This is a genomic window from Paenibacillus sp. Y916, from assembly GCF_056786435.1.
On the sequence record NZ_JBXCJA010000001.1, the window covers coordinates 516494 to 542082 of the forward strand.

Consider the following 25589-nt stretch of genomic DNA (forward strand, 5'->3'; position numbering starts at 1 on the left):
TTTACAATTTGGAAATTCACTGTTTTATACAATCAATTCAGCGGCACCTGCTTCTCTTAGGTCGTTCCAAGCTACATATATCGAAATAATAGCGGCAATCAGAAATAAAAATGCAGCGAAGAATGCCAACTGCTTCATTTTCTGATTTTGGGTGGGACGGGGTGTGTAATTGCCCCGGGTTTTTGCGGGTTTCACAATACGACACTCCTTTGCTGATATTGAAAGATAATAACCTCTTTAAGGTAAACTATGTTCTCTATGACGATTGCGTTCCCTTATAAGAGCAAAATAGACGAACAGTATTGGACATGCGTTTATGTTGAATCTCATATGATTTATGTATTTAATTTTTGCAACATTTCCTTAATTGTCGTATGCGGACCCCATTGATTCTGCCACTGCTTAAGCATGATTCTAACCTGCCATGCTTGTCCTACGATATGAAATGAGTCGTTTGATTGGTAGCTCTTCATCGTTTCTCCTTCTTTCAAATGAAGTTTGTTATAATTACACCATATGTACCAGCTTGTCCTTTCATGCATATTTATATAAATAAGGGGGAATTAATGTGAAAGAGAATATATCTAATCGATTGACATCTACATTGGATGAGGTTACTTTATCGACGCAACCTATATTTGAAGGTAAAATTATTACTTTACAGGTCGACACTGTGCGGCTACCCGACGGGAATACAGCTACACGTGAAGTTGTGAGACATCCAGGAGCTGTTGCAGTACTTGCGATACATAATGGAAAAATGCTTGTCGTTGACCAATTTCGTCAACCGATGGGACGATGTGAAATAGAGATTCCTGCAGGGAAGCTTGAGCCAGGAGAAGATCCCAAAGAAGCAGCAGTCCGAGAATTACAGGAAGAAACGGGATATCGCTGTGGCGAGATTAAGCTTCTACAATCATTTTATACATCACCTGGATTTGCCGATGAGATCATTCATTTGTATGTGACGGAGGATTTGGAATCTGGTGAAATGTCTCCAGATGAAGATGAGTTTCTGGAATTGTCAGAAATTACGCTTGAAGAAGCTTATGGCTACATACGGGAAGGGCGAATAAGTGATGCCAAGACGATCATGGCGGTGTATGCTTGGCATCTATCTACAATGACAGGAAAGTTCGGGTGAATGACCATGAATCCGTTAAATCCATCACAAGAGAAGCTACATGAATATTATGCTGATTTGCATATTCATATTGGTAGAGCAACCGATGGTCAAGCGGTAAAAATTACGGGAAGTCGCAATCTAACGTTTGCTAATATCGCTAAGGAAGCAGCAGAGCGTAAGGGGATTGAGTTGATAGGTATTATCGATTGTCACTCTCCATCTGTGCAGAATGACATTCTTTCATGTTTGCATTCTGGGGAAATGAGTGAGGTTGAAGGAGGCGGGATTAACTATCGTGGAACGACGATCCTGCTTGGGTGTGAAATTGAATTCAATGAACCGGGAAAAGGTGCAGCACATGTGTTGACATATTTCCCGGATTTAGACGTGATGCAGAAATTTAGTGCATGGATGACCCAGCATATGACCAACATTAATCTGAGCACACAACGGATCTACGTGCCTGTACGAACTTTGCAAGAAGAAGTAGTTCAGCGTGGGGGCATATTTATTCCAGCACATGTATTTACGCCTCACAAAGGGATATATGGGAATATAACAAGCACGATGACAGACGTACTGGATGTTAACTTGATCAGTGGTATTGAGCTAGGTTTGAGCGCTGATTCCATGATGGCGGGAATGCTGAGTGAGATGGATGATGTACCTTTCTTAAGTAATTCTGATGCGCATTCTCTTGGCAAAATAGCCCGTGAATATAATGTCATGCGCTTGGCTCGTCCTTCCTTTACTGAATTTCGTAAAGCTTTGAATCGAGAAGATGGACGGCGAATAATAGCTAATTATGGATTGAATCCTCGCCTAGGGAAATATCATCGAACATACTGCAATAGCTGTCATCTTATTATTGAAGATCATATGGATACGGTGACGTCACAAATTTGTACGCACTGTGGGAGTACTAAGGTTGTACAAGGAGTTCTGGATCGAATTAATAGCATTGCTGATCGGAAAGAGCCTTTTATACCAGCACATCGCCCGCCCTATCATTATCAAGTTCCGCTGGAGTTCATTCCCGGACTAGGTAAAGCGAAAATGAACTCTTTACTCACTGCTTTCGGAACGGAAATGAACATTCTTCATCAAGCACAGGAAGCGAGTATAGCAACTGTCGTAGGTTCGGAAATGGCGCAACAAATCGTCAAGGCGCGTAGTGGGAGTCTTAATCTCACATCGGGTGGCGGCGGTATTTACGGTAAAGTGATTCGCCCCTAATACGGGACAAGTCATAGTTTGGTGAGGTCTCTCATAAACTTAACTGTATGTGAGATGAAGGGAGACTCTTATGCTATGCAATATATTCGAAATTCTTTAAGAGAGCAAACAACGCTTTTTATATTTGTAGCGGTGTTATTTCTCGTTGGAGTCGTATTTGGTGCATTGATGGTTAACGCACTTTCTTTAGAGCAACAGCAGGATCTGGCAACATACCTAGGTGATTATTTTGTAACGCTTGATCAAGGTGGAATCGGATCAGAAGAGGCTGCTTTTTGGAATATAGCTATATTGAATTTGAAGTGGGTAGGTCTGATCTGGATTTGTGGGCTTTCTGTTATCGGTCTGCCAGGCATATTGATCCTTGATTTTCTGAAAGGGGTACTGATCGGGTTTACAGTGGGCTATCTAGTGGGACAATTTTCGTGGAAAGGGTTTCTATTTGCTTTGGTGTCTGTTGCTCCACATAATCTATTAGTTATTCCGGTTTTGGTATTATGTAGCGTTGCTGCAATTACGTTCTCTCTACATATTATTAAAAATAGGATGTTGATGCATCGTCAAGGCAATTTCGCCCGCCCATTCGTTAATTATGTCATGCTGACCATGGTTATGGCACTACTTATGGTTGGCATATCTTCGTTTGAAGCTTGGGTGAGTCCGGTGATGATGAAGTGGGTAACACCAATGCTAGTTGATCCTGCAAATCTCTCTTTTGTATATTAGAAATGCGTTTGACTTTATTTATAATCTCCCCCTATAATGAAGGAAGTGATTAAATTAGGCAGTATTTCCTAGGGGGGAGAGTATGCAAGCTCGTATCGATAAAATCAAACAACAATTACAATCCCAGGGCTATAAGCTGACACCCCAGCGGGAAGCCACCGTCAGAATATTGCTAGAGAATGAAGAAGACCACCTTAGTGCGGAAGATGTTTTTATGTTAGTGAAGGAAATAGCACCTGAGATTGGCCTGGCGACTGTGTATCGTACTCTTGAACTTCTGAGTGAATTACATGTCGTTGAGAAGATTAACTTTGGTGATGGAGTAGCTCGGTACGACTTACGTACAGATACTGCGAAGCATCATCATCATCATCTTATATGTGTCCAATGTGGACGTATGGATGAGATTCGTGAAGACTGGCTTGGTCCTTTGGAAGAGCGTTTGGAACAGGAATATAACTTCACGGTGTCTGATCATCGACTGGATTTCCATGGTATTTGTCATCGTTGCAACGAGAAGAATAATAATCATAACAACGATAAATAATTTACGTAATTGTAACTATATGAATAGTTAGATGTTAGATCGAGCTCTCGCCAACATAAGTTTGTTTGGGGGGCTTTTTGCTGTATACTTAATTCTCTATCCACCCATCATATTGTTGGATATCGTATCATATGTTCATAGAAATGATGGGGGGGATTCCTATGGTTATTTCATTGCGGAAATGCTTTGCTTTTATTCGATTTGCTATTATCTTCTTAGCGTTGACTTACTTGCTATTCCGGATGTTAAGTGCGCTTTCGGAACTGATAAGTCCAGTAGATCCTTATAGAACTCCTCAAGGCTATGCTGTTAAAGCATTCCAGTTAGAAAGTGGAGGAACTAATGTAGATATGAGTATGAGTGAGCGTCTCCGCATTTTTTATTGGTATGGTGAATAATTGGAATGGTGCAGGAAAATAAAGAACGTTGTCGAATAGCTTTTTTGAACAACTTCTATAACGCATTGACAAAGGAGCGCAATGGCCCATGAAACAGCATATGGCACCCTTTATTCGATTCATGGATGAAGAGAAGGGGCTTAGTCGGAATACATTGGAAAGCTATGAGCAAGATTTGACTCAGTTTCTAGAGTTTGTAGATGCTAGAGAGATTAGTTCTCTCAAACAAATTAATAGAAGTCATATCCTTTTATATTTAAGGGATCTGAAACAAAAAGGTCGTGCCGCAGCTACTGTGACACGTAAGACGGTTTCAATTCGTTCCTTTTTTCAATATTTACTGAGAGAATCTATAGTGGATCAAGACCCTTCTCTACAAATGGAAACACCCAAGCTTGTGAAGAAAGCGCCTCATGTACTTACCGTTGAAGAGATAGATCTATTGTTATCAGCGCCAGCAACTTCTGGATTACAAGGGATTAGGGACAAGGCAATGCTTGAGCTTTTGTATGCGACTGGAATGAAGGTTTCTGAAATTGTGTCACTGGACATACAGAACGTACACACGGATCTTCGATACTTACATTGTATTGGTACATCTGGTAAAGAAAGAATTCTACCCATGAATAGTGTGTCTGCTCATTATTTGGACAACTATATAAAGGAATGCCGAGACAACCTTCTGAAAGGTAATAAGGAAGAAGAGGCCCTATTTCTTAATACTTTGGGAAGTCGGTTAACGCGGCAAGGATTCTGGAAAATACTTAAGAAATATGCTAATGAAACAGGGATACAGATGGATATTACTCCACATACATTGCGCCATTCTTTTGCTACGCATTTATTAGATAATGGTGCAGATATAAGATCAGTTCAGGAAATGCTAGGACATGCTGACCTTTCTACAACGCAAATGTATAGTTCAATGCTCAAGAAAAATATGAAAGAACAATATGATGATCACCATCCGCGGTCGTCTATGAGGGAGTGAAATACAATGGCTACTTCTAATCAAGGTTTCAAAAGAATTTGCTTCATCGTATTGGATAGTGTGGGTATTGGTGAAGCACCAGATGCTGCTAAATTTGGAGATGAAGGATCCCATACGCTTGGACATATTTTGGAGCGAGTAAAGGATCTAAAGCTTCCTAATCTACAACAGATGGGACTTGGCAATATTACACCGATTCCACCCCTGAGTCCCGTAGAGAAGCCGACAGCATTTTATGGAAAGATGCAAGAAGTATCTAACGGAAAGGATACGATGACAGGTCATTGGGAGCTCATGGGTCTTAAGATTCAGACCCCATTCAATACTTATCCAGAAGGATTCCCTGAAGAATTGATTAAGCAATTCGAGGAAGAAACAGGACGTAAGGTGATAGGGAATAAGCCAGCCTCAGGTACGGATATCCTAGTGGAGTATGGTGAAGAACAGATGAAGACAGGTGCTTGGATTGTCTATACATCTGCGGATAGTGTATTTCAGATTGCAGCACATGAAGAGGTTATACCTCTGGAAGAGCTTTATAAAGGCTGCGAAGTTGCCCGTAGGTTGACTATGGCACCTGAGTTCTCTGTAGGCAGGGTTATCGCTCGTCCTTATGTAGGTGAGCCTGGGAGCTTTACACGTACATCTAATCGTCATGACTATGCAGTGAAGCCTCCAGAGCCGACTGTGTTGGATGCGGTGCAAGCGATGGGCAAGGATGTCATTTCGGTAGGGAAGATTCATGATATTTTCACAGGAGAAGGGATAACGGAATCCTATCCAACGAAGAGCAATGAACATGGAATTCAAGTGACGATGGAACAGTTATCTAAAGATTTCAATGGCTTTCTGTTTGTTAACCTTGTTGATTTCGATTCATTATATGGTCATCGTCGCGATCCAGAAGGATACGGAAGAGCACTCGAGGTATTCGATCAGTCACTTCCTGAACTTATCTCAAAGTTAAATGATGATGATCTATTCATTATATCTGCAGATCATGGAAATGATCCGACTCATGGTGGAACAGATCATACGCGGGAATATGTACCTTTATTAGTGTATAGTCCCTCATTAAAAGGAACATCGAGCTTAGGAATTCGCGGAACGTTCTCGGACGTAGCGGCAACGATTGCTGATAATTTCGGGGCACAAGCACCTAAGTATGGTACAAGCTTTTTACAAGAGTTATTAGGCCCTAAGGAGACAAAGATGATGGAACAATTAAATGACCAAATGATTCAAGAAGCGGCGGCATACATTTCTAGCAAGAGTAGTATTCTTCCTGAGGTAGGACTTATTCTTGGCTCAGGGCTTGGTGTATTAGCAGAATTGATAGAAGAGGGTATATCTATTCCTTATGAGGACATTCCCCACTTTCCTGTATCCACTGTAGAGGGACATGAGGGAGAACTGTTGTTGGGATTGATTAAGGGACGTCCGGTTGTGATGATGAAGGGACGATTTCATATGTATGAAGGGTATGGACCAGAGGTCACTGCTTTTCCTGTACGCGTGATGAAAGAGTTGGGTGTGAAGAGCCTACTTGTAACGAATGCGGCAGGGGGAGTGAACAAAGAATTTCAACCAGGAGATCTTATGCTCATCACCGATCATTTAAATTTGACAGGTACTAATCCGCTAATTGGACGCAATAATGCGGCACTGGGTGTGCGTTTCCCTGATATGTCTGAAGCTTATAGTCAACGTCTGCGTAAAATTGCAAAGAATACAGCGAAATCAAGAGGATTCAAATTGAAGAAAGGCGTTTATGCCGGACTTCTAGGTCCTTCCTATGAGACTCCAGCTGAAATAGTGATGTTGCGTACACTGGGAGCTGATGCGGTGGGCATGTCTACGGTATCTGAAGTCATTGTTGCTCGGCATGCAGGAATAGAAGTTCTGGGAATAACATGCATTACTAATATGGCGTCAGGTATTCTAGATCAACCTTTATCCCATGATGAAGTGATGGAGACAGCGGAACGTGTTCGTGAGAAGTTCTTAGGATTGGTAGTAGATCTTATTCCGCAAATGTAGAGTATGAATGAGAGTTCAAAAAGTCAGGTTTTCAGCAGGTGATTTTTTGGACTTTCTCTATGAAGGCTTAAGGTAGAATTGCGTATGGGAGGGGCAATACGATGAGAGCAGTAGATATTATTCAGAGAAAAAGAGATGGTCATGAACTAAGCAGTGAAGAAATAGCATTTCTGGTGAGAGGTTATGTGAGTGGAGAGATTCCGGATTATCAGATGTCTGCATGGGCAATGACTGTTTTTTTAAAAGGAATGACCGCTGGTGAGACGGGCGATTTAACGTTAGAAATGGCTCGATCGGGTGACCAAATGGATCTAAGTCCTATTCTCGGAATCAAGGTTGATAAGCATTCTACAGGGGGTGTAGGTGACAAGACGACGATAGTGCTCGCTCCCTTGGTAGCTGCTGCAGGCGTACCTGTTGCCAAAATGTCAGGACGTGGTCTAGGTCATACTGGTGGAACGATAGATAAGCTTGAGTCGATTACAGGCTTTTCTGTAGAACTAGATCGTGAGCAATTTTTCAGACAAGTGAATGAAGTGGGTGCCGCTGTGATCGGTCAGAGTGGCAACATTACTCCTGCGGATAAAAAGTTATATGCTCTTCGTGACGTTACTGCAACTGTGGATTCCATTCCACTCATTGCAAGTTCTGTTATGAGTAAGAAAATTGCTGCAGGAGCGGATGCTATCGTACTGGATGTGAAAACAGGTAGCGGAGCGTTTATGAAGACACTGGATGACTCTATTAAACTTGCGCAGGCTATGGTCGATATCGGCAGCCATGTCGGTCGGCAGACGGTTGCAGTTATTAGTGATATGGATCAGCCGCTTGGATTCGGCATAGGAAATGCACTGGAGGTTAAGGAAGCTATTGAAATATTGAATGGGCATGGTCCGAAGGATCTTCATGAGGTCTGTCTTATTCTTGGCTCCCATATGTTAGTGCTTGGTGGTAAAGCGCAAGATGAAGTGGAAGCGCGTGCTATTCTTAAGGGTCATCTAGAAGATGGTTCTGCGCTTGAGAAGCTGAAAGAGCTTGTCCATGCACAGAATGGTGATGTTGATCAGATTGTTCATCCAGAGAAGCTTCCAACGGCCAAACGACTCATTAAAGTGAAAGCAGTACAAGCTGGGTACGTCTCGGCTATTCAGGCAGAGTCGATCGGCATTGCGGCCATGCTACTTGGAGCGGGTCGTGAGACAAAAGATTCCGTCATTGATTTAGCAGTAGGGATCCGATTATCCAAGAAAATTGGTGATGCTGTACAACTTGGGGAGACGCTAGCTGTACTCCATGTCAATATGGAGGATTCTACCAAATTACAGGAAATAGAGAATAAAGTGTTGGAATCTTACCGAATTTCGGAGACAAAAGTTTCAGTCCCTCCGCTAATCTATGCCATTGTTACTCGTGATGGTGTACAGCGTTTTTGACTCCAATATGAACTTTTTCACCAAGGACGCCGAAAGGCGTCTTTTTTTGTTTGCAGAAAATAACTTCTATCGAAATATAGATTGGATGGAATATATTTCATCCAACCTGACGACACTGAAAGAAAGGTACATTTTCACAATGACCCGTTTATCTTAATAACCATTCGCCAATTACATGTAAGGAGGGGACTAATGTTGAAAAAGATGCTACGAATTATTGTAACGTTGTTATGCCTCATTGCTCTAAGTAGTCCAGTAACGGGATACGCCGCTGAGGAGAAGAAACCAGCCACTCAAGACCTAGCGCCAAATGCGTTGTCAGCAGTATTGATGGATGCGGATACCGGTACGATCATTTATGAAAAGAACAGTCATGCTAAACTTCCACCGGCGAGTATAACCAAGGTTATGACGCTGTTGTTAATCATGGAAGCGATTGATGAAGGAACGCTTAAGCTTACGGATAAAGTGAGAACGAGTGAATATGCTGCTTCGATGGGTGGTTCACAAATATTTCTTGAGCCGGGAGAGGAGATGACTGTGGATGAGATGCTGAAAGGGATAGCCATGGCATCTGGTAATGATGCTTCCGTAGCTATGGCTGAGAAAATTGCTGGAACAGAACAAGCTTTTGTAGAAATGATGAATGCACGGGTCGCAGAACTTGGACTAAAGGATACCCATTTCGTCAATTGCAATGGACTTCCGGCACAGAACCACTATTCATCATCCCATGATATTGCGGTCATCAGTCGTGAGTTGCTAAAGTATCCGGAGATTACAAAATATACAGGAGTGTACCAGGATCATTTACGTAAAGATTCGGATAAACCATTTTGGCTAGTTAATACGAATAAATTAGTGAGATTCTATACTGGAGCAGATGGTCTGAAGACCGGGTATACGTCAGAGGCGAAATTTTGCTTATCTGCTACGGCCGTTCGGGATGGATTAAGGGCTATATCTGTCGTCATGGGGGAACCGAATACAAAGACTCGTAATAGCGAAGTGTCTTCGATGTTCGATTATATGTTCTCGCAATATACGAACCATTCCCTATATAAAGAGGGAGATGTGATGGGTACTGTTGAGATTAATAAGGGGAAGAGCAAGGAACTCCAGCTAATCGCGGGACAACCCTACAGTGTTCTGATGAAAAAAGTGGGTAAAGAGAAAGACATAAGACATGAAATGCAAATAGAACCCAATTTAAAAGCTCCGATTGAAGAGGGTCAGGTGCTAGGCAATCTGGTGGTGTATCAAGGAAACCAGGTGATCAAGAAATTCGAATTAAAGTCACCTGCTACGATTGACAAGGCGGGCTGGTGGACGATGTTCAAACGTACAACAGCTAAGTTGTTTTTTGTAGATTGATAGCAGTTTTCTTCTAGTTTTGTCGGGATGCAGGAATTTGAATTTCATTTCTAGAACTCTTTGTTCATGATAGGGAGGAGAGTGAATAGAATATGAATCTTCAAATGGAAATGGAACATCACCGTCAAGTACTTGTCGTCCGCTTCTCTGGAGAGCTTGATCATCATACGGCAGATCATGTTCGGATGAAGCTGGATGAAGCAATTCATACTAGGCAGACTGAACATATTGTTCTAAGTCTGAAGGATTTACAGTTCATGGATAGCTCAGGAATAGGTGTTATTCTTGGAAGGTACAAGCTAATCAAGAGCAAAGGTGGAAAAATGGCAGTGTGTGATGTGAATGCACCAGTTTTTCGTCTGCTGGAGATGTCAGGTATGTTCAAGATAATGAATATCTATGAAAACGAGAGCGATGCGCTTTCGGGGTTGGAGGTCGTGTCATGAGTGAAGAACAAGCCCAATCACATAATTTCATGACGTTACAGTTTGCCGCGAAATCAGTGAATGAATCATTTGCTCGATTCACAGTTGCTGCTTTTGTCTCGCAACTGGATCCGACGATGAATGAGTTAAGTGACCTAAAGACCGTCATATCTGAAGCGGTAACCAATAGCATTATTCATGGGTATAATTCTGATTCCACTGGAATGGTCACCATTACGGCTGAGATCAAGGGAGATACGGTCACGATGACCGTGGAAGATCGTGGACATGGGATAGAAGATCTGGATCTTGCGAAGCAACCTTTATATACTTCTAAGCCAGAATTAGAAAGATCGGGCATGGGATTTACCATTATGGAAAATTTCATGGATGAATTTGAAGTGTCTAGCGAATTGGGATCGGGTACGTCGATTAGGATGAAGAAGAGGATTGAATCCAAGAAAGCTTTATATAATTAGGGGTTGGAGTAATGGATGCTGAAGTGAAGAAAGTCTCGCAAACCTACTTGGAAGATTCAGAAGTCAAACGTCTTATTGCACTTAGTCAAACGGGGGATACCGTTGCCCGAGATACACTAGTTAACTGTAACATTCGTCTTGTCTGGTCCGTTGTTCAAAGGTTTATGAACAGAGGGTATGATCCAGAGGACTTGTTTCAAATTGGTTGCATTGGACTGTTGAAATCCGTTGATAAATTTGATCTAAGTTATGATGTCAAATTTTCGACCTATGCGGTTCCTATGATCATAGGGGAAATCCAGCGTTTCTTACGAGATGACGGTACACTCAAAGTTAGCCGCTCATTGAAAGAAATGGCCAATAAGGTTCGGAAGAAGAAGGATGAACTCTCGAAGGTGTTGAATCGTCTGCCGACAATTAAGGAAGTGGCAGAGGATCTTGGAGTCACCCCGGAAGAAGTAGTGTTCGCGCAGGAGGCCAACAAGCCGCCAACATCTATACATGAGACAGTTTATGAGAATGATGGGGATCCTATTACGCTAATGGATCAGATTGCAGATGAGTCTCAAGATAAATGGTTTGAGAAACTAGCTCTGAATGAAGCAATAGAGGGGTTATCCGAACGCGAACGGCTTATCGTCTATCTCCGATATTATCGGGATCAGACCCAATCCGAAGTCGCAAGTAGACTTGGAATTTCTCAAGTGCAGGTATCTCGTTTAGAGAAAAAGATTCTTCAGCTTATTCGTGAGCAGATTGCGCAATAGAATGATCAGCATAGGTGAATATGAATGGAGAGAACCTGAGACATAAGTGCTCAGGTTCTTTTCTTTTGACTAAAAAACACTATTCAATCACATACTAACGATAATTTAACAGTAAAGGAGTGATCTGTTATGGAATATACCTCCACTCCGACGGTGTATCTCCAACTTAAGAAACGTGTTCTAATCCCTCGAGGGAAGATAGTGACTCTTGGTGAAGTCGCTCAAATTCTGAGTGAACCGGAATGGGAACAGAAGTTGTACAACCTTGAATTATCTTTCCCGCAACAGGTAGATGGAAACTTACTTGTGATGGATCTAATGAAGATTATCTCGCGAATTAAGACTGTCATACCGAATGTATATATCGAATCCATTGGGATGCAGCAAGTCATCATTGAAATTGTTCAAAAACCAAAGAAGCCATCTAAATCCTTGTTCGTACTTGTGTGGTTATTGTTGTTCTTTGGGTCAGCACTAACGATTATGAATTTTCATGCAGACGTCAATATGATGGAGGTACACATTAGGGTTGTAGAGATGGTCACTGGAAAACGGAATGAGCATCCTTATCTTTTTCAGAGTGCGTACTCCTTAGGAATTGGCTTCGGAATGGTTGTGTTCTTTAATCATCTCTTTAAGAAGAAGTGGAACGAGGAGCCGACACCGCTTGAAGTTGAAATGTATCTTTATCAAGAGAATATCGATCAATTCGTAGTGGCTGAAGAATATAAGAAAGAAGGGGCTAATCAACGGAAGCAGGATGAGAGCTCATTATGAGTATGATGATAGGTGTTGTGGAAATATTATTAGGGATTGCGGGAGGAATCGCTGTTGGTAGCGGAGTAATTGCCTTTATTCTAGTTCTAGATATCGTTCCAAGACTTGCGCAATTAACTTTCACTTATCATAAAGTCCACTGGTATGAAGGAGCCTTGATTACAGGATCTCTCGTTGGAACAATAAGTGACTTTTGGCAGTGGAAAGGAGCATTTAATCCCGTAGTTGCGTTAATAATAGGAGCATTCTTTGGAATATTTGTTGGACTATTAGCAGCAGCACTTACAGAAGTATTGAATGTACTTCCCATTCTAGCGAAACGCCTTCATATGAAAAGTTACTTGGTGGGTTTGTTGATGGCTATGGTTGCTGGCAAGGTGTTGGGTTCGCTGTTTGATTGGTTTGTATATCGAAATTAGCTAACATCAAGGGAGTGAGACAGCATGTCAGATGAAGAATTAAACCATAGCGAGAATGAAAAGAAGAGCGATTCAAGCAAACAGAAACGTCAGGATAAGCGAGACGAAGAAATGTCAGATACCATTGAGGAATCCATTATTTATTGGCAGGAGCGTGATGAGTTCTCTGGGGATCTGAATCAAGTTGAAAAGGTGTTAAATGAGGTGATGGGGCTCGAATCTTCATTTGATGTTGATTTTCGTAAAATGAACTTTGGTGGAATTGAAACAGGAATATTATTTATAAGTGGATTTACAGACAGCGATAATATGACGGAGATCCTCACAAGATTGACCTATATTGGGCAAGGAGAAGTTTGCTCAGACGCTATGAAGTCTTTCTTTGATAAATACATACCTCATATTCAAGTGGAGAAAGTGGACTTATTAAGTCAGGTTATTAACAAGGTACTTACGGGTATGAGTGCATTCTTCATGGAAGGTGACAGTACGGTGCTCTTGGTAGATACGCGTACTTATCCCTCTCGTAACCCAGATGAATCATCCATAGAACGGGTGGTTAGGGGTTCAAGAGATGGATTCACAGAGACATTGCTCACGAACGTGTCATTGGTTCGACGTAGAATCAGAGACCCTGGATTGATGTATGAAGTCGTTCAGGTTGGTCGGCGGACAAGGACGGATGTATGTATTGCTTATATAGATGATATTGTGGATAAGGTACAAATTGATAGCATTCGAGAGAAGATCAAAGCAGTCAAGATAGATGGCATACCCCTTGGTGATAAACAGCTTGAGGAAGCTATCATCAATAAGGGTTGGCATCCATATCCGTTAGTAAGGTACTCAGAGCGGCCTGATGTGGTAGCGTCACATTTACTTGAAGGTAGAGTTGTTGTGTTCGTAGACACCTCGCCAAGCGTTATGATTATGCCTACAACGTTCTTTGATTTGTGTCAGCATGCAGAAGAGAATCGTCAGACGCCTTTTATTGGCACATATTTGCGTTGGGTTAGATTTCTGGGAATATTGTTCTCGATGTTTATACTTCCGCTCTGGATGCTACTTGTTCTGAATCCAGAATTGAAGCCGGCTGCTTTGGAATTTATTGGCCCACAGGAGACGGGAAAGATCCCCCTCATAGCTCAGTTTATTATGGTGGAATTGGGTGTGGATTTACTTCGTCTTGCTGCTGTTCATACGCCAACTTCAATCGCATCAGCCATGGGCTTAATTGCAGCTATTCTTGTAGGGGATGTTGCTGTCAAGACAGGTCTGTTTATCAATGAAGTCGTGCTTTATATGGCGATTGCTGCGATCGGGATGTTCGCTACACCAAGTTATGAATTGGGTCTGGCTAATCGGATTGTACGCTTAGTGTTACTTATAGCTGTATCCATCTTTCACGTCCCGGGATTTGTGATCGGCACGACACTGCTTGTTCTCTTGTTGACGCTCCATAGATCGTATAACTCTTCATATCTATGGCCATTTATCCCCTTTAATGCAAAGGCGATGGCTGAGATACTGTTCCGTATGCCGGTGTTGTCGAATAAGAAACGGCCTTCTTTCAATAAACCACGAGATAATACACGAATGCCACTAAAGTAGTTTGAGAAGCGATTGCGTCGAATAACACAAATGTTCTGCACATAAATCCATTTACTCTTATTTTAGGATTCTGATATACTAAGGTAAATAGAAGTGGAATATCAATTCCATCAAAAGTGGAGGACTGTAGAGATGTTTTTACATGGTACAAGTACAATAAATACAAGTGGACACTTAGAAATCGGTGGTTGCGATGTTGTTGATCTTAAAGCACAATTCGGCACACCACTCTATATCATGGATGAACAATTGATCCGTGAACGTTGTAAAGAATATGTTGAAGCATTTAAGTCGTCAGGGCTCAATTTTCAAGTGGCTTATGCTAGTAAGGCATTCTGTGTAATGGCAATGTGCACGGTCGTGGAACAAGAAGGCATGTCTTTGGATGTCGTATCTGAGGGCGAATTATATACAGCCCTACAAGCGGGCTTCCCGGCGGAACGCATTCATTTTCATGGTAATAACAAAACACCGGATGAGATTGACATGGCGATCGAAGCGGGAATTGGATGTTTTGTAGTAGATAATTTGGTTGAATTACATTTGCTGCAGGCTATTGCGACTGAGAAGGGCAAGCAAGTTCATGTTCTTTTACGAGTTACCCCGGGGGTTGAAGCACATACGCATGAATATATTTCGACTGGACAAACAGATTCCAAATTCGGATTCGATATCGGAAATGGTTCTGCTCACGAAGGTGTCAAGGTCGCTTCGGATTTATCTAACATAGAGCTACTTGGTGTGCATTCGCATATTGGATCGCAAATCTTCGAGGTCGAAGGGTTCCAGATGGCTGTTCAAAAAGTAGCTGATTTCGCGAAAGAGGTTCAGCAGCAACTTGGAGTACGTTTTAAAGTTGTAAATCTTGGTGGCGGATTTGGAATCCGTTATGTTGAGGGAGATACACCGTTACAAGTTGTCCAATATGTTAAAGCGATTACGGATGCGGTTAAGGAGCATTTCGCGGATCTTTCAGGTGAACTTCCTGAGATTTGGGTAGAGCCGGGACGGAGCATTGTGGGAGATGCAGGGACGACGCTGTATACTGTAGGAACACAAAAGGACATTCCGGGTGTGCGTAAGTATGTTGCTGTTGATGGTGGAATGACGGACAACCCGCGTCCTGCACTATACCAATCTGAATATGAGGCGCTCCTTGCTAATCGTGCGAATGATGAAGAGACGGAAGTGGTCTCTATTGCTGGAAAATGTTGCGAAAGTGGTGACATGTTAATCTGGGATGTGAAGCTTCCTGAAGTACAAAGTGGAGATCTGTTAGCTGTATCTTGTACGGGTGCGTATAACTATTCTATGGCGAGCAATTATAATCGTATTCGTCGACCTAGCGTAGTGTTTGTAAAAGGTGGACAGAGCGATCTTGTAGTGAAACGTGAAAGCTTCCAAGATATTATAGGGAATGACCTTGTTCCGGAGAGAATTCGTAAGCAAGCGGTGTTGAAATAACCCGTTAGGTTAGCTTGCTAGCACTGTGGTGAATAGCTTCAGACGAAGGATCAATCCATACGTATTTACGTAGGAATGATTTCATTGTTTTCTTTTCCATGTTTCTTTGCTTTCAGGTATCCATTCATAGTAAACTATAGGGTGTCTATAATTATTTTATGAAGATCCACACAATATGTTAAGGGGTTGGAATTATAATGAAAAAAGGAACAATTGAATTAGAAAACGGCGGAGTGGTTGAAATTGACTTTTTGCCAGAAGAAGCACCAGGAACAGTAGCTAACTTTGAAAAGTTGGCTAATAGCGGTTATTATAACGGATTAACTTTTCACCGTGTAATTGCTAATTTTGTAGCTCAAGGTGGATGCCCAACAGGTACTGGTACTGGTGGCCCAGGATATACAATCAAATGTGAAGCTGTTAACAACACAACTAAGCATGCTAAAGGCGTATTATCCATGGCACACGCGGGTAAAGATACAGGCGGTAGCCAATTCTTTATCGTTTACGCACCACAACCGCATTTGGATGGCGTTCATACTGTATTTGGTACAGTAACAAGTGGTATGGAACATGTAGATAACATCAAAGCTAATGACAAAATGAAGGAAGTAAAAGTTTGGGACGAAGCGTAAAAGTTTAAACTTTCTAAATTCAAATAAAAAGGCTAGTCTCTTAGGGGATTAGCCTTTTTTTTTGAATTATGCGAAAGCACGTACTTACTAGGGCAATCGAAATTTGGGATAACGCTTCGCTTTCCGGCGGATTTGTAACTTGCTATATTAAATATAGTTATACTCTTGTATTTTTATTTTGTTGATGGTAAAATTCGAACATAAGTATAATTTCATATTGATTTATCCTTCGGGGTTGGGTGAAATTCCCTACCGGCGGTGTTGCCGTATTTATAGATCATACTAATGAATATAATATGGCTTAGTCCGTGACCCATATGCTGATGAAGTTGGCATATGGTTGACCTAGTGAGAATCTAGGACCGACAGTATAGTCTGGATGGGAGAAGGAGAGCAACTTACGCAATTCACTTCAGTGATCGCGTATCGTAACATAATAAATAAGGCACCGATGTACGTGACTGATTTCACAATATATACACAATGATGTTTTTCTTTGTTATCTGTGGAATATTTGTTGACTGATTTCATAGCTTTATTTTTGTGTACTCTTATAATTCTCACAACTAACCCCTGTATCGGATGAATGCATTTCATCTGTTGCGGGGTATTTTTGATTTTTTTTGCAGTGTATTGATGTGAGTATGGTGTATAGAAGGATGAGGTGAAGTAACCATTGGAAATTATGAATGATGAGTTTTACATGACACTCGCACTGGATATGGCAGAACGAGCTCAAGGACAGACTCATATAAATCCAGTCGTGGGTTGCGTTGTCGTAAAGGACGGGGTCATGGTAGGTATAGGGACGCATTTAGAGCTTGGAACCCCACATGCAGAGGTCCATGCATTGAATATGGCTGGCGAGAAGGCATTAGGGAGTACCGTCTATGTGACCTTGGAACCATGTAGCCATTATGGAGCAACACCGCCTTGTAGTGAACGTTTGATACGAGATGGTGTCCATCGGGTCGTTATCGCATCTCAAGACCCTAATGCCCAGGTAGCAGGCAAAGGGATCGCTATGCTACGTGATCATGGGATTGAGGTTGAAGTTGGATTACTTCAAGATCGTGCACTGAAACTAAATGAGAAATTCATTAAATATATTACAACAGGGATTCCATTCATTACATTAAAGACTGCCAGCACATTAGATGGCAAGATTGCTTCCAAAACAGGAGATAGTAAATGGATTTCCAACGAAGTTGCGCGTGAACAGGTACATACACTCCGTCATCGTCATCAAGGCATTATGGTTGGGGTGGAGACAGTTATAATGGATAATCCCCATTTGACAACACGCCTAGCAACGGGAGGGTTGAACCCGATACGAATTATTGTGGATTCACAGTTACGCACGCCATTAGAATCTAATATTGTGAATGATGGGTTAGCGCAAAGTATCATATTAACTACTGGGCAGATGGATGTTGCGAAGGCAGAACAGCTTAAGCAAGCGGGTGTCATTGTACTTGTTTGTGGTGAAGGTCCTCGAGTAGATCTATCCATAGCGATGGTAGAGCTTGGTGCAATGAAGATAGGCTCAATTCTTCTCGAAGGAGGAGGAACCTTGAATGGTGCCATGCTTGCGGCTAAATTAGTTGATCGAATTATACTTTATTTTGCTCCTAAAATTGTAGGTGGCTTGAACTCCCCTAGTAGTTTTTCTTTTGAGGGAAGCGAATGGATGAAGGATGCTGTTAGATTAGAATCTATGGAAGTAGAGCAATTGGGAGATAATCTTCGTATTAGTGGCATACCTGTGTGGTCCTAATCGGCTGGAAGGGAGGTTATACAATGTTTACAGGGTTAGTTGAAGAGATAGGTACACTTCGAGGAATTACACGAAGTGGAGAAGCAATGGTGCTACAGCTTACGGCATCCATCATTATGGATGATCTAAAGATTGGAGATAGTGTGTCTGTGAATGGGGTATGTCTTACAGCAACCTCAATCGATAGTCAATCATTTTCCGTTGACGTTATGCCTGAAACATATCGTAATAGCAACCTGAAAGATCTCCAGATGGGAAGTAAGGTAAATTTAGAGCGTGCGATGATTGCTAATGGACGCTTTGGCGGGCATATCGTTCAGGGGCATGTTGATGGCATCGGGACAATCCATCATGTGACTAAGAATCAGAATGCCGTTGTATATGAGATTACACCAGCAAGTTCGAATATTCTCAAATTTATTATTCCAAAGGGTTCTATAACGCTTGATGGCATCAGTCTCACTGTTATCCATACGAGTGGAAATACATTTCAAGTATCGATTATTCCGCATACGTTGGCTCAGACCGTTCTACATTATAAGCGGGCTGGAGATACGGTGAATATTGAATGTGATGTGCTCGGTAAATATGTAGATCATTTGCTTCATTATAAATCTTCAGGAAAGCAAGATGAGGGTAAACACTCAGGAATAAACATGGAATCCTTAGCTCGAAATGGATTTGTGTAATTTTAGGAGGAAATGAATATGGAGAAAGACATTATTTTTGATCCAATTGAAGAAGCCATCTATGATCTGATGCGTGGAAAGGTCATTATCGTCGTAGATGATGAAGACCGAGAGAACGAAGGGGATTTCATTGCCCTTGCTGAAAAGGCAACCCCAGAAGTAATCAATTTCATGATTAGTCAAGGCCGTGGATTGGTATGCTTGCCGATCACCCAAGAACGCGCTGATGAATTAGATTTGAGACCGATGGTTGAACACAATACGGATAATCATGGAACTGCTTTTACAGTATCTATTGACCATAAAGATACTACAACGGGAATATCTGCTAATGAGCGTTCATTAACCGTGAAGGCTATTATGGACCCAAATGCAACTAGAGAAGACTTCCGTAGACCGGGGCATATGTTCCCATTAATTGCTAAAAAGGGTGGCGTTCTTCGTCGTTCAGGCCATACGGAGGCAGCAGTAGATTTGGCTCGTATGTGTGGATCATATCCAGCAGCTGTCATCTGTGAGATTATCAAGGAAGACGGTACGATGGCTCGATTACCAGATCTGGTTACGATCGCTCGCGAACAGGATTTGAAGCTTATTAATATTAAGGAATTGATTCATTATCGTAATGATAAGGAAAGATTAGTTAATCGTGAAGTTTCGGTACGTATGCCAACCGATTTCGGTGAATTCCAGGCGATTGCATATACCAACGAAGTGGATGACAAAGAGCATCTTGCATTGGTTAAGGGAGAGATTGACCCGAGTAAGCCCGTACTTGTGCGTGTGCATTCCGAATGTTTGACGGGGGATGTATTTCACTCTCATCGTTGCGATTGTGGACCTCAGTTTGCGGCAGCGCTTCGCCAAATAGAAGCTGAAGGTAGTGGTGTTCTACTCTACATGCGTCAGGAAGGTCGAGGCATTGGTCTGCTTAACAAATTGAAAGCTTATAAATTGCAAGAGGAAGGTTTTGACACAGTCGATGCTAACCTGAAGTTAGGTTTCCCAGCTGATCTACGAGATTACGGCATTGGAGCACAGATTCTGAAGGATCTGGGTGTACGTCAGATTAAACTGCTTACCAATAATCCTCGTAAAATAAAAGGATTAGAAGGGTACGGACTCGAAGTTGTTGAACGGGTTCCTATTCAAATGGAAGAGAATAAGGATAACACACGTTATTTGCATACGAAGCAGGCAAAACTAGGTCATCTAATGAAATTTGATGATATTGAGCAAGATGAAGATTTAAAACGATAAGTTCGAGTTCATAAAGTCAGCTGTTCGAACAACCTATATAATATAAATTGAGGGGAAGATGAGTTATTATGGCACATTATTTTGAAGGTAATTTAGTATCCGAGGGATTGAAATATGGTATAGTTGTAGGTCGTTTCAATGAATTTATTACAAGTAAGCTACTTAATGGAGCGCTTGATGCATTGAAGAGACATGGTGTACAAGATAATGAGATTGATGTTGCATGGGTACCAGGTGTATTCGAGATTCCACTTATTGCTCAAAAAATGGCGGATAGTGGGAAATACGATGCTGTTATTACATTAGGTACTGTGATTCGGGGATCAACATCTCATTATGACATCGTATGTAATGAAGTAGCAAAAGGGGTAGCCGCTATTAACTTGAAGAGTGGTATTCCAACGATATTCGGAGTCGTAACTACTGAGAATATCGAACAGGCCATCGAACGTGCGGGAACAAAAGTAGGTAACAAAGGATATGACTCAGCGATCTCGGCTATTGAAATGGCAAACTTGACGAAACTGTTTAAATAGTGCTTATTTAATATAGTACCCTTAAATTAAGGGTACTATATTTTTGATTATGGTTGGTTGGAGGAACATATCGTGTCTGTATTATATAAGCTGGAAACATTTGAAGGCCCGCTGGATTTACTTCTACATTTGATTGATAAAGCGGAAATCGACATCCAGGATATCCCCGTGACGGAGATTACAGAGCAGTATATGAGTTATTTGATGAATATGCAGGAACTTGAACTGGAAGTTACGAGCGAGTTTCTCGTGATGGCAGCAACGTTATTATCAATTAAGAGTAAATTGTTGCTTCCTAAACCACCCATCATAGAATTTGATGATTTCGATTTCTATGAGGAGGATGATTATGATCCGAGGGTGGAATTGATACAGAAGCTTATAGAGTATCGTAAATACAAAGGGATTGCCGAGCATCTTCATGAACGTGAGTGGGACAGAAGTCTAATGTTTTCAAAAGAACCAGAGGATTTAGCGACATGGATGCCCACCGTATCTGTGAATCCTGTTCTGGGATTACATACTTCAGATTTAGTCGCGGCTTTTCAGAAGGCCTTACGTAAGGTAGTTAAACGTAACTCTTATTCTCGAATCCACAGAGATGAGATTACGGTCAAGGGCCGCATTCGCGATGTTGTCGAAGCTCTACAACATGGGGGTAAAGGTAGTAAACTACTATTCTCCAAACTACTGCATGAGGATATGGTGCGTCATGAAATTGTGGTGACGTTCCTAGCTATTCTAGAATTAATGAAGATGAAGCAAATATTGTGTTATCAGGAGAGACTATTCGATGACATTGTCATGGAATGGAGAGGGGAAGAAGAACTACATGGAATACCCGAAATTGAAATCGATTATTGAGGGGCTTCTTTTTCTAGCAGGAGACGAAGGCCTTAGTGTAAAGCAAATTGCTGAAATTGTTGAGCAACGTAATGAGTTAGTAAAAGATGCATTGGAAGAAATGAAGGATGATTTCATACGACAACAGCGCGGATTACAATTGATCCAGATTGCTGGTAACTATCAGCTGGCAACGCACCAAGAGCATGCAGAATATTTTGAGAAATTAGCTTATTCTCCTGCTCGTGTGTCACTTTCACAAGCTGCGCTTGAGACGCTCTCGATTGTGGCATATCGCCAACCGATTACACGTGTGGAGATCGAGGAAATTCGTGGAGTCAAGTCTGAACGTGCTATTCATACACTCGTCAATAAGGATTTGATTGAAGAGAAAGGGCGAGCGGAGGCTGTTGGACGACCTATCCTATATGGTACAACGAACTCATTTCTGGATTACTTTGGATTGGCGCACTTACAGGACTTGCCAGAACCCTCTCTTTTTGAGAATAAGGACAATCTTGAAGAAGAGACGCAAATGCTCTTTGATCGACTAGATGGGCGTCAATTGACATTGGATGATGTTAAAGATTCATAGAATAAGATGAATAGTGGTGGATTTAGAGGGCAAATTTGCAACTAACCTTGATGACTACTACTGGAAGTTGGCTGGCGTGTAGGTGATCTACTACATAAATTCCTTAACGAAGGACGCCGATCGGTTTTTTTCTTGAAATAGCAGGTCGAGGTGTTTAACCTTGACCTGCTATTTGGCATTCACTTTCCCGGAATGATTCCCATGAATAATTGCCATACTAAGAACAAAGATCAATTTCGCAGATACATGGGGGTTAATACGTGTGGATTGTTACGATAATTGTCATTGTAATCTTACTACTCATCGCAGTTATTCTTGTCTCCAAGATTAAAGCAGATGTATGGGTGAGGAAGACAGGGAAAGATGATGAAGTAGTATTCAAAATTAAGATGCTATATGGATTAATCCGACTTCATTATGAATTGCCTATGTTAAAGATTGAGAACTTGGAAAAGGGTATTGAGATAGAAGTTGATAAGAGCAAGAATATTGGTCAAGAAAAAGAGGCGCATAATGATAGCCAAATTGATAAACGAAAAGTAGATCATTGGTTGAACGTCTCTCATCAAATTCTAGAGGCGACGGAGTCACTAAAAGTGTGGTTGGAAGTGACATTGTCTCGATTGTCTATTTCTAAGTTTGAATGGTCAACGCATTTTTGTGCCGGAGATGCTGCATATACTGCAATCGCATCGGGCATGGTATGGAGTGCTAAGACATTCATTGTGGGGTGGTTGTCACATCATGTGCAACTGAAGAAATCTCCGCGATTATTTGTTGTACCTACATATGATGATCATCCGCATTTTACCAGTGAGGTGTCTTGCATAGTCCAAATCTCTTGCGGATACGCTATATATGCAGGCTTGGTACTTATCTTACGCGTGCTGAAGGTGAAAGGAGGAGTTAAAAAATGGAGGACCATCCTATCAAAGGATTAATGCAAACGGCAATGGAAAATCTTAAAAGTATGGTGGATGTAAATACCATTGTTGGGGACCCAGTACAAACCCCAGATGGTAGTGTGATTCTGCCTATAAGTAGAGTTGGGTTTGGTTTTGCGGCTGGGGGTAGTGATTTTCATGTGGAGGGTAGTACGAAAAGTTCAGGAACTTCGGCTAACGATCATCAAGAATCAAAAAAACTACCCTTTGGTGGAGGTACGGGTGGAGGAGTATCCATTCGTCCGATCGCATTTCTAGTTGTAGGTAAAGATGGTGTGTATATTTTACCACTTGATACTCAAACCCATATCCAAGAGAAAGTGATCGACATGATTCCATATGTGATGGAGAAGATCCAATCCATATGCCAGAAGAAGGATACGAAGAATAACAACAATGTAGGTTCATCTACAACGACAGTACCTGTTCGGGACGCATCAGATCACACTGTTCTTTAACTATCCTTCGACCCTCTTCCAGATCTTAACGGAAGGGGGTTATTTGTTTGCCTCTAAATAAGTAAACAGGGACATACCTATTTACTGAAAAGCATATACTTGTACAAGATTCCCTAGAACTAGGTCGGAGGAATGTAAAACATGAACGAAAAACTGAAATATATGGTAGCAGTATGGACGATCCTATTTGTAGCATTAATTGGTTTTAACAATGTGAATGCTTCTCCAATGCAGAAGGAGATCCCTGCATTATCAACTCATGCGCAGGCAGCAGCGTTAATCGATGTCACTTCTGGGCGGATACTCTATTCTAAACAGGGCGATGATGAGCTTCGAATTGCTAGCTTAACCAAGATCATGACAGCTATTGTGGCTATTGAACAGGGGCAGTTTAACAAGCCGGTTCAGGTTAGTAAGAATGCCTACGGTAAAGAAGGATCATCCATATATTTGAAGCTTGGAGAGCAAATGACGCTTGAGAATATGCTTTATGGACTGATGCTCCGTTCAGGTAATGATGCAGCAACAGCGATTGCAGAACATGTTGGTGGGTCAGAAGAAGGGTTTGTATATTTGATGAACGCAAAAGCGATTGAATTAGAACTGAAGCATACTCATTTCATGAATCCTCATGGTTTGGATGCTGAGGGGCATTATTCTTCTGCCAATGATTTAGCGAAATTAACCGTGTATGCAATGCATAATCCAATTTTCAAGGAAATTGTCAAGACTCCCGTAAAAAAAGCTCCAAATCCAACCGAATCCTGGGACTATAAGTGGGATAACAAAAATAAGATGCTTCGCTTCTACGAGGGTGCGGATGGTGTGAAAACGGGCTATACCAAAAAGGCACTTCGCTGTCTTGTTAGTTCTGCTACGAGAAATGGACAACAATTGGTTACAGTAACTATAAATGATGGTGATGACTGGAACGACCATCGGAAGATGCTTGATTATGGATTTACAAACTATCCGCTTGTGGAGATGCTTAAACGTGGGCAGAAAGTTGACGGGCACGAACTTGTCGTTAGTCAATCGTTCTCATATCCAACTGCAGAAGGAGAGCAAAGCTCAATAACCAATCGACTCGTCTTAACAGAGCAAAGAGATTCAGGTGTGGATCTTTCTTTTGGACTACGAGGTAGGATTGAGATCGTAAAAGATAATGCGATTGTAGGAAAAGTACCCGTGTATTCTTCGGGAAGTCAACTTCCGGAAAAGGTTGAAGCGACAAAGGATGTCATGCTACAAAATGTTGAGAATCGCAGACATTCAAATACTTGGTTGTATTCCTTGGAGAAGGTGTTTAGGGAGTTATTGTTTGTTTACTAATATGTGATCCAAAGCTGATTTTTAAACAACTTCTATTAGAGATGGTATGAACTGGGAGGTATATGGGATGATCAATGCAATATGGCTTGCACTTATTCTAATTGGATTTGGATTCGCGGCTGTGTCAGGCAATATTGAGGTGGTTACAACAGCGGCTTTTGACGGGGCTAAGACAGGCGTGAGTGTCTGTTTTGGATTAATAAGTGTTCTCGTATTCTGGATGGGTATGATGCGAATTGCTGAAGACTCGGGGCTTCTGAACAAAATTGCAAAGATACTAAGTCCCATCGTGAGTTTCTTGTTTCCAGATGTACCACGTGATCACCCGGCGCTGGGCTATATACTTTCTAATATGAGTGCTAATCTACTTGGACTTGGGAATGCGGCTACACCTATGGGAATTAAGGCAATGCAAGAGCTCCAATCGCTTAATCCCGACAAAGATGTAGCAAGTCCTGCAATGTGTACGTTACTAGCTTTAAATACAGCAAGTATTACACTCATACCGACTACGCTTATCGCTATTCGAATGAATTATAATTCAGCGAGTCCAACGGACATTGTTGGAACTACCTTGGTAGCGACGGCTATTGCTACAATAGCTGCAGTTGTGGCGGATAGATGGTGTAGAAGATGGTATCTTCATAAAGATCGTACCCCCCCGTTGAAAGGCACTCATTCAAAGCCGGGCGTGAAAGGATGATGGT

General features: G+C 41.7%; 29 protein-coding genes, 1 pseudogene and 1 riboswitch. Of the genes and pseudogenes, 28 read left to right on the forward strand and 2 right to left on the reverse strand.

Going from position 1 to position 25589, the window contains the following annotated elements:
- Positions 1-24 precede the first annotated feature (24 nt).
- Both AC1TO9_RS02410 and mciZ read right to left on the reverse strand, forming a co-directional pair.
- Complete coding sequence (locus tag AC1TO9_RS02410; protein WP_482058250.1) at positions 25-195, reverse strand: hypothetical protein; 171 nt, start codon at positions 193-195, stop codon at positions 25-27.
- Positions 196-335: 140 nt separating this feature from the next.
- Positions 336-473 (reverse strand): Z-ring formation inhibitor MciZ, encoded by a 138-nt coding sequence (gene mciZ / locus AC1TO9_RS02415; RefSeq protein ID WP_482054885.1) that lies wholly within the window; start codon positions 471-473, stop codon positions 336-338.
- Positions 474-568: 95 nt separating this feature from the next.
- Between mciZ and AC1TO9_RS02420 the strand changes: the two genes are divergently transcribed.
- The 28 genes and pseudogenes from AC1TO9_RS02420 (at position 569) to AC1TO9_RS02555 (ending at position 25585) form a co-directional block, all read left to right on the forward strand.
- Positions 569-1144 carry an NUDIX hydrolase gene (locus AC1TO9_RS02420; protein WP_482054886.1) on the forward strand — a complete coding sequence of 192 codons (576 nt, stop codon included), beginning with the start codon at positions 569-571 and terminating at the stop codon, positions 1142-1144.
- A 6-nt stretch (positions 1145-1150) separates the two neighbouring features.
- A complete protein-coding gene (locus tag AC1TO9_RS02425) occupies positions 1151-2362 on the forward strand; it encodes an endonuclease Q family protein (protein WP_482058251.1) in 1212 nt (403 codons plus the stop codon).
- 75 nt (positions 2363-2437) lie between these two features.
- Positions 2438-3088 carry a stage II sporulation protein M gene (gene spoIIM / locus AC1TO9_RS02430; RefSeq protein ID WP_482058252.1) on the forward strand — a complete coding sequence of 217 codons (651 nt, stop codon included), beginning with the start codon at positions 2438-2440 and terminating at the stop codon, positions 3086-3088.
- 82 nt (positions 3089-3170) lie between these two features.
- Complete coding sequence (gene fur / locus AC1TO9_RS02435) at positions 3171-3635, forward strand: ferric iron uptake transcriptional regulator (protein WP_482054965.1); 465 nt, start codon at positions 3171-3173, stop codon at positions 3633-3635.
- 161 nt (positions 3636-3796) lie between these two features.
- Entirely contained in the window at positions 3797-4033 is a 237-nt protein-coding gene (locus AC1TO9_RS02440) for a DUF4227 family protein (RefSeq protein ID WP_482054966.1), read from the forward strand.
- An 88-nt stretch (positions 4034-4121) separates the two neighbouring features.
- Positions 4122-5024: a site-specific tyrosine recombinase XerD gene (xerD, locus tag AC1TO9_RS02445; RefSeq protein ID WP_482054967.1), complete on the forward strand. Its 903-nt coding sequence runs from the start codon at positions 4122-4124 to the stop codon at positions 5022-5024.
- Positions 5025-5030: 6 nt separating this feature from the next.
- Positions 5031-6215: pseudogene (gene deoB / locus AC1TO9_RS02450) on the forward strand (phosphopentomutase); the annotation flags it as partial.
- Positions 6216-6260: 45 nt separating this feature from the next.
- Entirely contained in the window at positions 6261-7064 is an 804-nt protein-coding gene (locus tag AC1TO9_RS02455; RefSeq protein ID WP_482058399.1) for a purine-nucleoside phosphorylase, read from the forward strand.
- A 101-nt stretch (positions 7065-7165) separates the two neighbouring features.
- A complete protein-coding gene (locus AC1TO9_RS02460) occupies positions 7166-8497 on the forward strand; it encodes a pyrimidine-nucleoside phosphorylase (protein ID WP_482058253.1) in 1332 nt (443 codons plus the stop codon).
- Positions 8498-8689: 192 nt separating this feature from the next.
- On the forward strand, positions 8690-9871 hold the full coding sequence (locus AC1TO9_RS02465) for a D-alanyl-D-alanine carboxypeptidase family protein (RefSeq protein WP_482054969.1): 1182 nt from the start codon (positions 8690-8692) through the stop codon (positions 9869-9871).
- A gap of 92 nt (positions 9872-9963) precedes the next feature.
- Entirely contained in the window at positions 9964-10317 is a 354-nt protein-coding gene (gene spoIIAA / locus AC1TO9_RS02470) for an anti-sigma F factor antagonist (protein WP_482054970.1), read from the forward strand.
- On the forward strand, positions 10314-10775 hold the full coding sequence (gene spoIIAB, locus AC1TO9_RS02475; RefSeq protein WP_482054971.1) for an anti-sigma F factor: 462 nt from the start codon (positions 10314-10316) through the stop codon (positions 10773-10775). The genes spoIIAA and spoIIAB overlap by 4 nt, the downstream gene beginning before the upstream one ends.
- A gap of 11 nt (positions 10776-10786) precedes the next feature.
- Positions 10787-11542 carry an RNA polymerase sporulation sigma factor SigF gene (gene sigF / locus AC1TO9_RS02480; RefSeq protein WP_482054972.1) on the forward strand — a complete coding sequence of 252 codons (756 nt, stop codon included), beginning with the start codon at positions 10787-10789 and terminating at the stop codon, positions 11540-11542.
- A gap of 129 nt (positions 11543-11671) precedes the next feature.
- Positions 11672-12319, forward strand: a complete 648-nt coding sequence (locus tag AC1TO9_RS02485) for a stage V sporulation protein AA (protein WP_482054973.1) — start codon at positions 11672-11674, stop codon at positions 12317-12319.
- Complete coding sequence (locus tag AC1TO9_RS02490; protein WP_482054974.1) at positions 12316-12738, forward strand: stage V sporulation protein AB; 423 nt, start codon at positions 12316-12318, stop codon at positions 12736-12738. Before AC1TO9_RS02485 ends, AC1TO9_RS02490 begins: the two co-directional genes overlap by 4 nt.
- 24 nt (positions 12739-12762) lie before the next feature.
- On the forward strand, positions 12763-14349 hold the full coding sequence (locus AC1TO9_RS02495) for a spore germination protein (RefSeq protein WP_482054975.1): 1587 nt from the start codon (positions 12763-12765) through the stop codon (positions 14347-14349).
- Between the two features lie 132 nt (positions 14350-14481).
- Positions 14482-15813, forward strand: coding sequence for a diaminopimelate decarboxylase (gene lysA / locus AC1TO9_RS02500; RefSeq protein WP_482054976.1), 1332 nt, complete (start codon positions 14482-14484; stop codon positions 15811-15813).
- 197 nt (positions 15814-16010) lie between these two features.
- Positions 16011-16448: a peptidylprolyl isomerase gene (locus AC1TO9_RS02505; protein ID WP_482054977.1), complete on the forward strand. Its 438-nt coding sequence runs from the start codon at positions 16011-16013 to the stop codon at positions 16446-16448.
- Positions 16449-16669: 221 nt separating this feature from the next.
- Positions 16670-16843, forward strand: a riboswitch (FMN riboswitch).
- A gap of 281 nt (positions 16844-17124) precedes the next feature.
- Positions 17125-18225, forward strand: a complete 1101-nt coding sequence (ribD, locus tag AC1TO9_RS02510; RefSeq protein ID WP_482054978.1) for a bifunctional diaminohydroxyphosphoribosylaminopyrimidine deaminase/5-amino-6-(5-phosphoribosylamino)uracil reductase RibD — start codon at positions 17125-17127, stop codon at positions 18223-18225.
- Between the two features lie 23 nt (positions 18226-18248).
- Positions 18249-18914 (forward strand): riboflavin synthase, encoded by a 666-nt coding sequence (locus tag AC1TO9_RS02515; RefSeq protein ID WP_482054979.1) that lies wholly within the window; start codon positions 18249-18251, stop codon positions 18912-18914.
- A gap of 18 nt (positions 18915-18932) precedes the next feature.
- On the forward strand, positions 18933-20174 hold the full coding sequence (locus AC1TO9_RS02520; RefSeq protein ID WP_482054980.1) for a bifunctional 3,4-dihydroxy-2-butanone-4-phosphate synthase/GTP cyclohydrolase II: 1242 nt from the start codon (positions 18933-18935) through the stop codon (positions 20172-20174).
- 68 nt (positions 20175-20242) lie between these two features.
- A complete protein-coding gene (ribH, locus tag AC1TO9_RS02525; RefSeq protein ID WP_482054981.1) occupies positions 20243-20710 on the forward strand; it encodes a 6,7-dimethyl-8-ribityllumazine synthase in 468 nt (155 codons plus the stop codon).
- A 69-nt stretch (positions 20711-20779) separates the two neighbouring features.
- The gene (locus tag AC1TO9_RS02530) at positions 20780-21574 is read left to right on the forward strand and encodes a segregation and condensation protein A (protein WP_482055254.1); all 795 of its coding nucleotides are present in this window, start codon (positions 20780-20782) and stop codon (positions 21572-21574) included.
- A complete protein-coding gene (scpB, locus tag AC1TO9_RS02535) occupies positions 21543-22148 on the forward strand; it encodes an SMC-Scp complex subunit ScpB (RefSeq protein ID WP_482054982.1) in 606 nt (201 codons plus the stop codon). Before AC1TO9_RS02530 ends, scpB begins: the two co-directional genes overlap by 32 nt.
- A 260-nt stretch (positions 22149-22408) precedes the next feature.
- Positions 22409-23089, forward strand: a complete 681-nt coding sequence (locus tag AC1TO9_RS02540) for a DUF2953 domain-containing protein (RefSeq protein ID WP_482054983.1) — start codon at positions 22409-22411, stop codon at positions 23087-23089.
- Positions 23062-23550, forward strand: a complete 489-nt coding sequence (gene ytfJ, locus AC1TO9_RS02545) for a GerW family sporulation protein (protein WP_482054984.1) — start codon at positions 23062-23064, stop codon at positions 23548-23550. Before AC1TO9_RS02540 ends, ytfJ begins: the two co-directional genes overlap by 28 nt.
- Positions 23551-23778: 228 nt before the next feature.
- On the forward strand, positions 23779-24882 hold the full coding sequence (locus AC1TO9_RS02550; protein ID WP_482055255.1) for a D-alanyl-D-alanine carboxypeptidase family protein: 1104 nt from the start codon (positions 23779-23781) through the stop codon (positions 24880-24882).
- A 67-nt stretch (positions 24883-24949) separates the two neighbouring features.
- Entirely contained in the window at positions 24950-25585 is a 636-nt protein-coding gene (locus AC1TO9_RS02555) for a nucleoside recognition domain-containing protein (protein WP_482054985.1), read from the forward strand.
- The last annotated feature ends 4 nt before the right edge of the window (positions 25586-25589 follow it).